The organism is Rhodococcus sp. P4_E4 (assembly GCF_056401575.1).
In genome coordinates, this window is record NZ_JBFUJB010000021.1 from 19,808 (window position 1) to 31,571 (window position 11,764).

12 protein-coding genes are annotated in these 11,764 nt (G+C 61.8%); all 12 read left to right on the top strand.

Features of this window, described 5'->3' with window-relative positions; translation table 11 throughout:
• Positions 1–130 precede the first annotated feature (130 nt).
• The 12 genes from AC1DVN_RS22980 to AC1DVN_RS23035 all read left to right on the top strand — a co-directional run bounded on the left by AC1DVN_RS22980 (position 131) and on the right by AC1DVN_RS23035 (position 11,762).
• A complete protein-coding gene (locus AC1DVN_RS22980) occupies positions 131–988 on the top strand; it encodes a mycofactocin-coupled SDR family oxidoreductase (protein ID WP_446695868.1) in 858 nt (285 codons plus the stop codon).
• Positions 989–1,124: 136 nt separating this feature from the next.
• On the top strand, positions 1,125–1,691 hold the full coding sequence (locus AC1DVN_RS22985; RefSeq protein WP_024487471.1) for a TetR/AcrR family transcriptional regulator: 567 nt from the start codon (positions 1,125–1,127) through the stop codon (positions 1,689–1,691).
• Positions 1,688–2,893: a cytochrome P450 gene (locus tag AC1DVN_RS22990; RefSeq protein WP_019748682.1), complete on the top strand. Its 1,206-nt coding sequence runs from the start codon at positions 1,688–1,690 to the stop codon at positions 2,891–2,893. Before AC1DVN_RS22985 ends, AC1DVN_RS22990 begins: the two co-directional genes overlap by 4 nt.
• The gene (locus tag AC1DVN_RS22995; protein WP_019748681.1) at positions 2,893–3,699 is read left to right on the top strand and encodes an SDR family oxidoreductase; all 807 of its coding nucleotides are present in this window, start codon (positions 2,893–2,895) and stop codon (positions 3,697–3,699) included. The genes AC1DVN_RS22990 and AC1DVN_RS22995 overlap by 1 nt, the downstream gene beginning before the upstream one ends.
• Positions 3,696–5,090 carry a cytochrome P450 gene (locus tag AC1DVN_RS23000; RefSeq protein WP_477994247.1) on the top strand — a complete coding sequence of 465 codons (1,395 nt, stop codon included), beginning with the start codon at positions 3,696–3,698 and terminating at the stop codon, positions 5,088–5,090. The genes AC1DVN_RS22995 and AC1DVN_RS23000 overlap by 4 nt, the downstream gene beginning before the upstream one ends.
• Positions 5,091–5,092: 2 nt before the next feature.
• Entirely contained in the window at positions 5,093–5,284 is a 192-nt protein-coding gene (locus AC1DVN_RS23005) for a ferredoxin (RefSeq protein WP_029255487.1), read from the top strand.
• 58 nt (positions 5,285–5,342) lie between these two features.
• The gene (locus AC1DVN_RS23010) at positions 5,343–5,894 is read left to right on the top strand and encodes a Cif family virulence factor (RefSeq protein WP_020907944.1); all 552 of its coding nucleotides are present in this window, start codon (positions 5,343–5,345) and stop codon (positions 5,892–5,894) included.
• Positions 5,895–5,899: 5 nt separating this feature from the next.
• A complete protein-coding gene (locus tag AC1DVN_RS23015; protein ID WP_041815997.1) occupies positions 5,900–7,147 on the top strand; it encodes a hypothetical protein in 1,248 nt (415 codons plus the stop codon).
• Between the two features lie 26 nt (positions 7,148–7,173).
• Positions 7,174–8,811, top strand: a complete 1,638-nt coding sequence (locus AC1DVN_RS23020; protein WP_019748676.1) for an acyl-CoA synthetase — start codon at positions 7,174–7,176, stop codon at positions 8,809–8,811.
• A 53-nt stretch (positions 8,812–8,864) separates the two neighbouring features.
• Positions 8,865–10,118: a cytochrome P450 gene (locus AC1DVN_RS23025; protein ID WP_477994248.1), complete on the top strand. Its 1,254-nt coding sequence runs from the start codon at positions 8,865–8,867 to the stop codon at positions 10,116–10,118.
• A 34-nt stretch (positions 10,119–10,152) separates the two neighbouring features.
• A complete protein-coding gene (locus AC1DVN_RS23030; protein ID WP_021344419.1) occupies positions 10,153–10,893 on the top strand; it encodes an MlaE family ABC transporter permease in 741 nt (246 codons plus the stop codon).
• On the top strand, positions 10,890–11,762 hold the full coding sequence (locus AC1DVN_RS23035; RefSeq protein WP_003944051.1) for an MlaE family ABC transporter permease: 873 nt from the start codon (positions 10,890–10,892) through the stop codon (positions 11,760–11,762). The genes AC1DVN_RS23030 and AC1DVN_RS23035 overlap by 4 nt, the downstream gene beginning before the upstream one ends.
• Positions 11,763–11,764 lie beyond the last annotated feature (2 nt).

Consider the following 11,764-nt stretch of genomic DNA (forward strand, 5'->3'; position numbering starts at 1 on the left):
TGAAAAGCGCCTCGTGTCCGGGGCGGCGCGGCTACGGTTCACCGCACATTCACAACCACGCCTTCACATCCACGCTTTCACATGCACGCCTTCACATACACGCCTTCACGTACACGGGAGAGAGGTCGAAATGAACAGAGTTGACGGAAAAGTGGTGCTGGTGACCGGTGCTGCTCGAGGTCAGGGGCGCAGTCATGCCGTTCATCTCGCACGGGAGGGCGCGCACATCATCGCCTTCGATCTGTGCGCAGACATCGCCAGCAACGAATACCCGCTCGCCAGTCCTGCCGAACTCGAGGAAACGGCTCGACTGGTGAAAGAGGCCGGACAGCAGGTGGTGACGGCCCGTGTCGACGTCCGCGATCGCGCCGGACTCGAAACGGCACTTGCCGAGGCGGTAGGTCAGTTGGGCGGATTGCATGTCGTCGTGGCGAACGCCGGTATCTGTCCGCTCGGCAAGCACGTGTCGACTGCCGGTTTCGTCGACGCGTTCGATGTGAACTTTCTCGGTGTCGTCAATACAGTGCACGCGTCGATGGAATACCTCGGCGAAGGGGGTTCGATCATCGCGATCGGCTCTGTTGCCGGTCTGGTGCCACAGACCGGATTCAACGGGCAGCAGGCGCTCCAGGGTCCGGGTGGCGACGGATACGGACTGGCCAAGAAGCTGATTCAGGCATATACCAGTTCGTTGGCACTGACTCTCGGGCCGAGTTCCATTCGCGTCAACGCGATTCATCCGACCAACGTGAACACCGACATGTTGCAGAGCATGCCGATGTACCGGACGTTCCGTCCCGACCTCGAGAATCCGACCGCCGAGGATGCGGCAGTGACGTTCCCGTTCATGCAGGCGATGCCGACCCCGTGGGTCGAGCCCGCGGACATCTCGCATGCGGTCGTGTATCTGTCCTCGGACGAGTCGCGATTCGTCACCGGCCAGCAACTGCGCGTGGACGCTGGTGCCGGGATGAAGATCGGTCTGTAGTAGAACTTTTCGCTTCGTGGCTGCCTGTGAGTGGTGAATTTTCGAAGTTTCCCCATTTCGTTGCCCTGGACAGGGCGCTGTAGTAACGTCCAGACACGTGTCCAGCAAACGGGGCGATTCAAGTGGCGGGGGATCGATTGTCTATGAATCCACTCGCAGGCGCCTCACGGGAAAACAGGCGGAAACTGTGGCCAGGCTTGCCGAAGCAACAGTGAAAGTTCTACGCAAACAAGAGTTTTCCGGACTGACTGTCCGTTCGGTTGCGGCCGAAGCGGGTGTCGGAACTGCGACCGCCTACACGTATTTCGCGTCCAAGGAGCATCTGGTCGCAGAGGTTTTCTGGCGAAGACTTCAGAACTCGTCGGCGCCTGATGGCTCAGGGTTGGATCGCACCGCGCACGTGCTGTCTGTACTTCGAAACATCGCGCTGCTTCTCGCGGACGAACCGGAGGTATCGGCCGCCGTGACCAATGCACTGCTCGGATCCGATCCTGAAGTGGAACATCTTCGCGGGCGGATCGGACTCGAGATCCATCAACGACTCGCTTCGGCGTTGGATCCGAATGGCGAACCCGAAGTGTTGGAAGCGCTCGAAATGCTTTATGCCGGGGCGCTTCTGCGAGCAGGGATCGGCTACGGAACCTACGCGCAAATCGCTGGACGCCTCGAGGCCTCAGCTCTACTGATCCTGGAGAAATCATGACAGAAGCTTTGATCGATCCGGTGGTCTTCAATCCGTACGACTACCACTTTCACGACGATCCGTATCCGACGTACAAGCGTCTGCGCGAAGAATCACCGTTGTATCACAATCCGGACGTTGGCTTTTGGGCGTTGTCGCGATATGCGGACGTGGTCGACGGATTCAAGGACAACAAGCGTCTCTCGAGCGCCAACGGGGTATCGCTCGACCCAGCAGCCTACGGTCCACACGCGCATTATGTGATGTCGTTTCTCGCGATGGACGATCCCCGCCATATGCGGTTGCGCCAGTTGGTTTCTCGCGGATTCACGCCGCGACGGGTTGCGGAGCTCGACGGCCGGATCCTCGAACTCACGAAGCAACATCTGGTACCTGCGTTGGGCGCGGGGGAGTTCGACTGGATTACGGAGGTGGCGGGAAAGCTGCCGATGGACGTCATCTCCGAACTCATGGGGGTTCCCGAACCCGACAGGGCCGAACTGCGGCGCAAGGCGGATCTGGTGGTGCATCGAGAGGCGGGTGTTCTCGACGTGCCGCAACCTGCGGTGGAGGCTTCGATCAGTTTGATGGGCTACTACAAGGAGATGATCGCGCAGCGTCGCCGATCGCGGACGGACGATCTGACCTCGGCCTTGCTCGATGCCGAGATCGACGGAGACAAACTCTCGGACCAGGAGATCCTCGGATTCATGTTTCTGATGGTCGTGGCCGGAAACGAGACCACGACCAAGCTTCTCGGAAACGCTCTGTACTGGGGTTCGCACCACCGGGAGCAGATCACACCGGTTCTCGACGATCCCGAACGAGCCTCGGAATGGGTGGAAGAGACTCTTCGCTACGACACGTCGAGCCAGATCGTGGCTCGGACTTCGGTTGTCGACCTCGAATATCACGGACGCACCATTCCGGCGGGGGAGAAGGTCCTGCTCCTGATCGGATCGGCCAACCGAGACGCCGACGTCTTCGAGGATGCCGACAGCTTCCAGATCGGCCGGAGTTCGTCGGGAAAACTCGCGAGTTTCGGTGGTGGCGTGCACTTCTGTCTCGGTGCCCACCTTGCCAAGCTCGAAGCCAAGATCGCCCTCGCAGAGTTCGGGCGTCGGGTCAGCGACTACGAAGTCGACGAGTCCGGAATCGAGCGTGTTCATTCGACAAACGTCCGGGGCTTTGCGGCCCTGCCGGTGAAAGTGCAGGTGCGCTGATGCCTCGTTTCGAACCCAATCCCCTTCGCCGGCCGGCATTGATCAGTGGTGCATCGTCGGGAATCGGCACCGCTACTGCGTATGCCCTGGCCGAACTCGGCCATCCGGTTGCGCTCGGTGCGCGTCGAGTCACCGAATGCGAAGCCATCGCCGAGAAGATCCGCAGCAATGGTGGTGAAGCGTTCGCCCACTTCCTCGACGTCACGGACGGTGATTCGGTCGACGGATTCGTCTCGGCCGCAGAGGCAGTCCACGGTCCCACCGAAATGGTCGTCTCCGGTGCCGGTGACCTCGAATTCGGGGCTGCGGACGAGATGGATCCAGAGGCGTTCTCACGGCAGATCCAAGTCCACCTCGTTGGTGCGCAGCGATTGGCGCATCGCGTACTCCCCGGCATGAGGCAACGACAGCGCGGTGACTTCGTACTGATCGGCTCGGATTGTGCCGAGCGCCAGCGTCCACTCATGGGTGCTTACGACGCGGCCAAGGCCGGGCTCGAAGCAATGGGGCGCCAGATGCGAATGGAGCTCGAAGGAACAGGCATTCGCGCGTCGATCGTGCGACCCGGGCCGACACTGACCGGCATGGGGATGGACACGACGCCGGAGATCATCGGACCGGTTGGGGAATCGTGGAGTAAGTGGGGGTTCGCCCGCCATGGTTACTTTCTGCGCGCCTCGGACATCGCCAATGCCATCGTCGCCGTTGTGTCGGCGCCGCGAGGAGCACACATCGTGCTCGTCGAAGTTCAGCCCGAGGCACCACTGGACAAACTTCCCACTGCGAACTCACAGGAGACGACATGACGCACGGAGTGCAGGAGACGTCGCGAACACTGCCCGAGCCGCCGCGGGTGTCCGGCGGGGATCTCCCGCACGGGCATCTTGAGGAACTGCGAACCGACCCGATAGCGCTCATGCGCCGGGTGCGTGAGGAATGTGGTGACGTCGGCGCCTTTCAACTTGCCGACCGCACGGTGATCTTGCTGTCCGGAGCCGAGGCAAACGAGTTCTTCTTCCGCTCCACCGACGAGGATCTCGACCAACAAGCGGCTTACCCCTTCATGAAGCCGATATTCGGTGAAGGCGTCGTCTTCGATGCCAGCCCGGAGCGGCGCAAGGAGATGCTGCACAACTCGGCTCTGCGCGGCGAACAGATGCGCGGGCACGCCGCCACGATCGGCCGCGAGGTCGAGGCGATGGTCGCGCAGTGGGGAGACGAAGGCGAGATCGATCTGCTCGACTTCTTCGCCGAGCTGACCATCTACACCTCGTCGGCGTGCCTGATCGGCAAGAAGTTCCGCGACGAACTGGACGATAGTTTCGCCAAGCTGTATCACGAGCTCGAACAGGGAACGGATGCATTGGCTTTCGTGGATCCGTACGCGCCGATCGAGAGTTTCCGCCGCCGCGACGAGGCCCGGTTGGCGTTGGTCGCACTGGTACAGGACATCATGAACGGGCGCATCGCGAATCCTCCGCAGGGCAAGGAGGACCGCGACATGTTGGACGTGTTGGTCTCGGTCAAGGACGAGAACGGCGACCTCCGGTTCAGTGCCGACGAGATCACCGGCATCTTCATCTCGATGATGTTCGCCGGCCACCACACGACTTCCGGCACGGCAGCGTGGTCGCTGATCGAGATGCTGCGGCATCCCGACACAATGACGGACGTCGTCGACGAACTCGACGATCTGTACTCCGACGGCGCCGACATCAGTTTTCATGCCCTGCGCCAGATTCCGGTTCTCGAGGCTGTGGTCAAGGAAACCCTTCGACTGCATCCGCCGTTGATCATCCTGTTGCGGGTGGCACGTGGAGATTTCGAAGTGGGCGGCTTCGAGATCCGAGAGGGCCATCTTGTCGCTGCGACGCCCGCGATCTCCAATCGAATCGCCGAGGACTTCCCCCGACCGGACACCTTCGATCCCGGGAGGTACATCGACCCGAATCAAGAGGACATCGTCAACCGCTGGACGTGGATTCCGTTCGGAGCCGGCCGGCATCGCTGCGTCGGTGCTGCATTCGCCCAGATGCAGCTCAAAGCGATCTTCTCGATCCTGCTGCGGGACTTCGAGTTCGAGATGGCGCAGCCGTCGGAGTCCTACCGAAACGACCACAGCAAGATGGTCGTGCAGTTGCAGCAGCCGTGCGCGGTGAGGTACCGGCGCAGAACACGTCCCGGGCGTGAGGGGTGATCATGCACGTCGAAGTCGACCTCGACCTGTGCCAAGGCCACGCGGCGTGTGAGCTCGAGGCACCGGAGATCTTTGTCGTCCCGAAGCGGGGGAAGGTCAGTCTTCTGGACTCGGACCCGCCCGAGTCTCTCCGCGGTGAAGCCGAGCTGGCGGTCAGGTACTGCCCGACCGGCGCCCTGAGAATTGTCGACTGATTACAGCGGATTGTCGATTGATTGCAGCGAATTCAAGTACTCGAGGGAGGAAGTTCAGATGACCGGTTTCGACCGCGCAGAGCTCGACGAGATGGTCCAACGCTGGATCGAGGCGAACAAGAAGGCCGAAGCCGCCGGTGATTGGAAACCGTTGGCGGACATGTACACCGAGGACGCCACGTACGGGTGGAACTACGGTCCCAAGCAGGATTTCATGGCGGTGGGGCGCGAGGAGATTCGCGAAGTCGCACTCGGCCTCGAGATGAAGGGCCTCGAAGGCTGGGAGTACCCGTATCAAGACTTTGTGATCGACGAACGTAGCGGAAACGTGATCGGCTTGTGGAAGCAGATTTCCGATGCCAAGCGTGAGGACGGGAGCAACTACTCCGTCTACGGTATCGGCGGTAGTTGGTTCCGCTACGGCGGGGACTTCCAATGGTCCTGGCAGCGTGACTTCTTCGACTTCGGGAACGTGTCGGCACTGTTCATGGAGATGATCGGCAACAACGCTCTCTCGAAGGGGATGCAGGGCCGGATCCAGCGATCGATCTCGGGCGACCCGCTACCGGGCTGGTATCCGGTGGGCACCGCGCCGGTCCCGCTGTGGTGAGTCCGATGACGGTGCGCGATTCCTTCGAGACACTCTCGCAGCGCGACCTTGCCGTGTTGGTGCCCGAGTTGCTCCTGTGCGGGCAGCTGATCGATCGCTCGGGCATGGCGCATCTGATCGTCGAATTCGGACGCGAGGGTATGGCGCAGGTGGCCGTCGAGGAGTGGGAATCGGCCAGCCCCTGGTACACCCGCCGCATGCAGAAGGCTCTCGGATACGAGGGCGACGACGTCGTGACGATCTTCAAAGGGTTACAACTCGACATCGGCGCTCCGCCACAGTTCATGGACTTTCGATACCGGGTCGACGATCCGCTGCACGGTGAATTCTGGCTCGATCATTGCGGAGCACTCATGGACGTCGAGCCGTTGGGCGATGAGTTCGTGACCTCGATGTGTCACGACATCGAGGATCCGACTTTCGATGCGACGGCCATCGCGACCAACCCGCACGCCCAGATCCGTCCGATTCACCGACCACCGCGCAGGCCTGCGGACCGACATCCGCACTGTGCCTGGACCGTTTCCATCGACCCGTCGCACACGCCTCCCGTGATGACCGCGCACACCGAGCAGATCGGACGCACCGCCGCGGTGACGGTCGAGCTGAGCCCGATCGATCACGGTGGGGACGGTAGGGCGGACTACTCGGGTCCGTTGTTGTCCGACCTGAGATTTTCCGACTTCTCGCGATCGGCCTTGGTTCGTATCGCAGAGGAGATCTGCGTGCAGCATCATCTGTTGGCCTTGGGCTTTCTGGCAGCGGTTCGCCGCCGTGCCGACGAAGACAAGGCGCGCGAGATCACGCGAAAGCAATTGACCGGAATCGCGGGAGTTGCGGCACAGCGTATTCGAGATGCGCTCGGGCTTCCTTCGACTCTGGAATCGTTGGCATTGGTCCTGTCCGTGCATCCCTTGCTGAATCCGAAGCAGTATGTGGAGAGTGAGATCCGACCGGACGGCGGTGCTCTGGAGCTGTGGATCTCGCGAGACGCTCTTGTCGACCGCGACGGCGGTTGGCCGACCTTGCTCGGCAGCGAGCACCTCGATCCCCTCCAGGCTTTGGTCCGCGGCGTGAATCCGCACTTCACCGTGAGAGTGGTGGCCGAAGATGCCGCGGGGCTCCTTCTGGCCGTCGACATCACCGAAGCTCCCGCTCCGGAATGCGTCGAAGTCGCCATTACGAAGGTCAGTACCGGCGCGGCATTCGTATTCGAAGATCGCGGAATCCCTTTGCCTCTCTTCGTCGTCTGACCGGCCGAACCCGAAGGACTCAACCTATGGCGTACACGTTTGCAGACCTGTTCGAGCATTCCGTCGATGTGATGCCCGATCGCCTCGCGCTGATCGTTTCCGGCGAGGAGGTGACATACCGTGAGCTCGACGAGCGGGCCAACCGATTGGCGCATTACTTCCAGTCCGTCGGGTTGGGTGTCGGTTCGCACATCGGTATTCAACTGCACAACTCGATCGAGGCGATGGTTGCTGTCCTCGCGGCCTTCAAGATCCGCGGCGTTCCCATCACGGTGAACTACCGCTACACGAGCGACGAATTGGTTTATCTGTACGAGAATGCGGATCTCACGGCGTTGGTATTCCATCGTGGTTTCGCTGAGCGGGTCGCCGAGGCGTTGGTGTCCGCGCCGCGGGTCAAGTACGTGATCGAGGTGGCGGACGAACTCGCTCTCGGGAACGAACCGTCGATTCCGGGGGCAGTGGCGTACGAGGATGCGCTCGGCAACCAATCCCCGCTGCGCGTAGGTGAACATGCTTTTCCCGAGCGTTCCGGCGACGACGTCTACGTTCTCTACACCGGCGGAACAACCGGACGACCGAAAGGCGTCGTCTGGCGGCAGGAAGACATCTGGCGCGTGTTGGCCGGCGGTTACGACTTCTATTCGGGTGAGCCGATCGCCGACGAGTACCAGCAGTCGCGCGGTGGCGCCGCGGCAGCCGAACCGATGCGGTGGTGCATGCTTCCACCGCTGATCCACACCTCGGCACTGATGCCGACGTTCAACGCTCTGTTCTCCGGAAACACCGTCATCTTCGAACCGAAGTTCGATGCGGCGCAGGTCTGGAAAGTCGTCGCCGAGTATCGGCCCCAGGTCATGGTCATCACCGGCGACGCCATGGGCCGTCCACTGGTCGAAGCCCATCACGAATTGCAACCGGATGCGTCGAGCCTGGCTGTGCTCGCCTCCGGCGCTGCGCTCTTCTCCGGATCGGTCAAAGACGCGTTCTTCGACGTCTTTCCGAATCTGATGATCTCCGATTCGGTTGGATCGTCCGAAACAGGCTTCGGCGGAATCGGATTCGCAACCAAAGGGCTCGAGCAGCGTGGCGGACCCAAAGTGGGCGCCAACAGATTCACGGTCGTCGTCGACGACGACAACCGTGTGTTGGAGCCGGGTTCGGGGGCCGAAGGATGGTTGGCGAAACTCGGCAACGTCCCACTGGGCTACTACAACGATCCGGTGAAGTCGGCGGAGATATTCCGAGAGGTGAACGGCGCGCGGGCAGTGGTGACCGGAGACCGAGCGCGGATCGAGGACGACGGCTCGGTCACTCTCCTCGGCCGGGGAAACATGGTGGTCAACACCGGCGGTGAGAAAGTCTTCGTGGAAGAGGTCGAAGCAGTGGTGAAGGCCCATCCCGACATCTACGACGCAACAGTGATCGGCATTGCCGACGAGCGGTGGGGCAATCGGGTGGCGGCGGTGCTCCGCGTCCGCGATGGTGTGGAACCGGATTTCGATTCCATCGAAAAACACACCCGCACTCAGCTTGCCGGCTACAAGATTCCGCGTTCCTTCTGGATCGCCGACGAGGTCGTTCGAGCGCCGAGCGGCAAGCCGGACTACCGCTGGGCCAAGGAGTTCTCACAGAACAGCGACCCGGTCCACCGGATCGACTAGCGCTCACACGCAACACCCGGCACCCGGCACCCATCCGTAAAGGAGCATCTGCAATGCCTGAGATCGACCTTCCCGACGGGTTCGACGTGACCGACCCGCATCTGTACGGCGAGCGCGTCCCGCTTGCCGAGTTCGCCGAACTACGACGATGCGCTCCGGTCTGGTGGAACGCCCAGGAACCGGGTACCGGCGGATTTCACGACGGTGGTTGTTGGGTTGTCTCCCGCCACGCAGACGTCCGCGACGTCTCGTTGCGCAGCGAGGAGTTCTCGAGCAACGTCAACGGCTGCATTCCGCGGCATGAAGACAACATCTCGGCGGAGGAGTTGGAGGCGACAAAACACGTCCTCATCAACAAGGACGCCCCTGAGCACACACAGCTGCGCAAGTTGGTGGCGCGCTTGTTCACTCCGCGGTCGGTGGAAGCGATGCGGGCCGGGCTGGAAGCGCGGGCAGAAGACATAGCGTCGGCTGCTTTGGCGGAAGGTAGCGGTGATTTTGTCAGCCAGGTCGCCAGCGAGTTACCGATGCAGGCGATCTCGGAGCTGATCGGTGTACCGCAGGACGGGCGCCGTCAGCTGTACGAATGGTCGAATCAGATGACGGGATACGACGACGAGTCGCTCGCCGGCGAGTCGCGGATGGCGTCGGCGCAGATCCTGGGCTACGCCTATCAACTGGCCGAGGCGAGACGGGAGGAACCGCTCGACGACATCATCTCGCGCTTGGTGCATGCCGACATCGACGGACAGAAACTCACCCCGGAACAGTTCGGTTTCTTCGTCATCATGTTGGCTGTCGCAGGCAACGAAACGACGCGCAACGCAACGACACTCGGCATGATGGCATTTCTCGAGCATCCGGATCAGTGGGAACTGTACAAGCGTGAGCGTCCGCGCACCGCCGCGGACGAGATCATCCGCTGGGCTTCGCCACTGACGTCGATGCAACGAACAGCAGTGGTGGACACACAGATTGCCGGCACTACGATTGCGAAGGGGCAGCGTGTCGTACTGCTCTACGGCTCGGCGAACTTCGACGAAACCGTCTTCGAGAACCCCGACGTCTTCGACATCACCCGAGACCCGAACCCGCACCTCGCGTTCGGAGGAACCGGACCGCACTACTGCGTCGGCGCCAACCTGGCCAGAATGGAGGTCGATCTGATCTTCGGCAAGATCGCCGATCACATGCCCGACATCAGCAAGCTCGGCGATCCGAGCAGGCTCTCGTCCGGTTGGCTCAACGGGATCAAGGAATTCAAGGTCGACTACGGCAACTCCACGTCATGTCCTTCGGGGCATTGACGTGTACAGCGGAAGAGTTGCACTTGCGGGCCCGATGCGCGAACTCGGCCAGTTCTACCGGATGGGCGCCGATGTCGCAGTGGGCTTGTTCCGCACCCGCTTTCAGGTGCAGGAGTTTCTCGAGCAGAGTTGGATGATCGCCCGGGTGTCGATCGTGCCGACAGTGTTGGTAGCCGTGCCGTTCACGGTCCTGGTGAGTTTCACCCTCAACATCCTTCTCCGCGAGATCGGTGCCGCCGACCTCAGCGGCGCCGGGGCCGCGCTCGGTGCCGTGACTCAGGTCGGTCCGGTGGTGACGGTGCTGATCGTGGCAGGTGCGGGCGCGACAGCCATCGCCGCCGATCTGGGATCGAGAACGATTCGTGAAGAGATCGACGCCATGGAGGTGCTCGGGATCGATCCGATCAATCGGTTGGTGATTCCGCGGGTGGTCGCGTCGACCGTGGTGGCTTTGCTGCTCAACGGACTCGTCTGCGTCATCGGCATCGCCGGCGGTTACGCCTTCTCGGTGTTTCTCCAGGGCGTGAACCCTGGCGCCTTCGTCGAGGGAATCACGTTGCTGACCGGCCTGCCCGAGGTGGCGTTGTCGATGGTCAAAGCTGCACTGTTCGGGATGCTGGCGGGATTGGTGGCCTGCTATCGCGGTCTGTCGGTACGGGGTGGGCCGAAAGGCGTGGGGGAGGCCGTCAACGAAACGGTGGTGTACGCGTTCATGGCGTTGTTCGTCGTCAACACCATCGTCACCGCGGTCGGCATCCGATTGACGGCGGGGTGATCGAGGTGACGCTGTCGGATTCGCTGGCACAAATCGGCAAGTTCGGACGCACGCGGGCGCGGGTGGCTCGAACGTCACGCTCGATCGACGATGTTGGGCGACAAGCTGTCTTCTTCGCGCGCGCCATCGCTCACATCCCGTGGGCAATTCGCAAACACCCGAAAGAAGTGTTGAGGCTGGTAGCCGAGATCAGCATGGGCACCGGAGCTTTGGCAGTGATCGGCGGCACGGTTGCGGTCGTAGGATTTCTGACCCTAGCCTCGGGCGGCACCATTGCGATCCAAGGTTTCAGCTCGCTGGGAAATATCGGAGTCGAAGCGCTCACCGGATTCTTCTCCGCCTTCATCAACGTTCGTATCGCTGCGCCGGTCATCGCGGGAATCGGCCTGTCGGCCACGATCGGAGCAGGTTCGACCGCGCAGATCGGTGCCATGCGCATCAGCGAGGAAATCGACGCCCTCGAATCGATGGCGATCAGTTCGGTCCCGTACGTCGTCAGCACCCGCGTCACCGCAGGGATGATCGCGATCTTGCCGCTGTACTCACTGGCGCTCGTGGGATCATTTCTGGCCGGACGATTCACCACGGTCGTGCTGTTCGGTCAGTCCTCGGGTCTTTACGACCACTACTTCACGACGTTCCTCGATCCGGTCGACGTCGCATGGTCCTTCGTTCAAGTGCTCGTGATGGCACTACTGGTGATGCTGATCCACACGTACTACGGATACAACGCGTCCGGGGGACCGTCGGGCGTGGGAACTGCAGTGGGCCGCGGGGTTCGGCTCTCGCTGATCTGCGTCGTGGCGGTGACCCTGCTCGTCTCACTCGCGCTCTACGGCGGTTCCGGCAACTTCAATCTGTCCGGTTAGGG

What these genes read in the sequence shown, in the direction of transcription:
- AC1DVN_RS23030 (WP_021344419.1), top strand. Translation starts at nt 10,153, where the DNA reads ATGCGCGAACTCGGCCAGTTCTACCGGATGGGCGCCGATGTCGCAGTG.
- AC1DVN_RS22990 (WP_019748682.1), top strand. Translation starts at nt 1,688, where the DNA reads ATGACAGAAGCTTTGATCGATCCGGTGGTCTTCAATCCGTACGACTAC.
- AC1DVN_RS23015 (WP_041815997.1), top strand. Translation starts at nt 5,900, where the DNA reads ATGACGGTGCGCGATTCCTTCGAGACACTCTCGCAGCGCGACCTTGCC.
- AC1DVN_RS23000 (WP_477994247.1), top strand. Translation starts at nt 3,696, where the DNA reads ATGACGCACGGAGTGCAGGAGACGTCGCGAACACTGCCCGAGCCGCCG.
- AC1DVN_RS22980 (WP_446695868.1), top strand. Translation starts at nt 131, where the DNA reads ATGAACAGAGTTGACGGAAAAGTGGTGCTGGTGACCGGTGCTGCTCGA.
- AC1DVN_RS22995 (WP_019748681.1), top strand. Translation starts at nt 2,893, where the DNA reads ATGCCTCGTTTCGAACCCAATCCCCTTCGCCGGCCGGCATTGATCAGT.
- AC1DVN_RS23020 (WP_019748676.1), top strand. Translation starts at nt 7,174, where the DNA reads ATGGCGTACACGTTTGCAGACCTGTTCGAGCATTCCGTCGATGTGATG.
- AC1DVN_RS23010 (WP_020907944.1), top strand. Translation starts at nt 5,343, where the DNA reads ATGACCGGTTTCGACCGCGCAGAGCTCGACGAGATGGTCCAACGCTGG.
- AC1DVN_RS23025 (WP_477994248.1), top strand. Translation starts at nt 8,865, where the DNA reads ATGCCTGAGATCGACCTTCCCGACGGGTTCGACGTGACCGACCCGCAT.
- AC1DVN_RS23005 (WP_029255487.1), top strand. Translation starts at nt 5,093, where the DNA reads ATGCACGTCGAAGTCGACCTCGACCTGTGCCAAGGCCACGCGGCGTGT.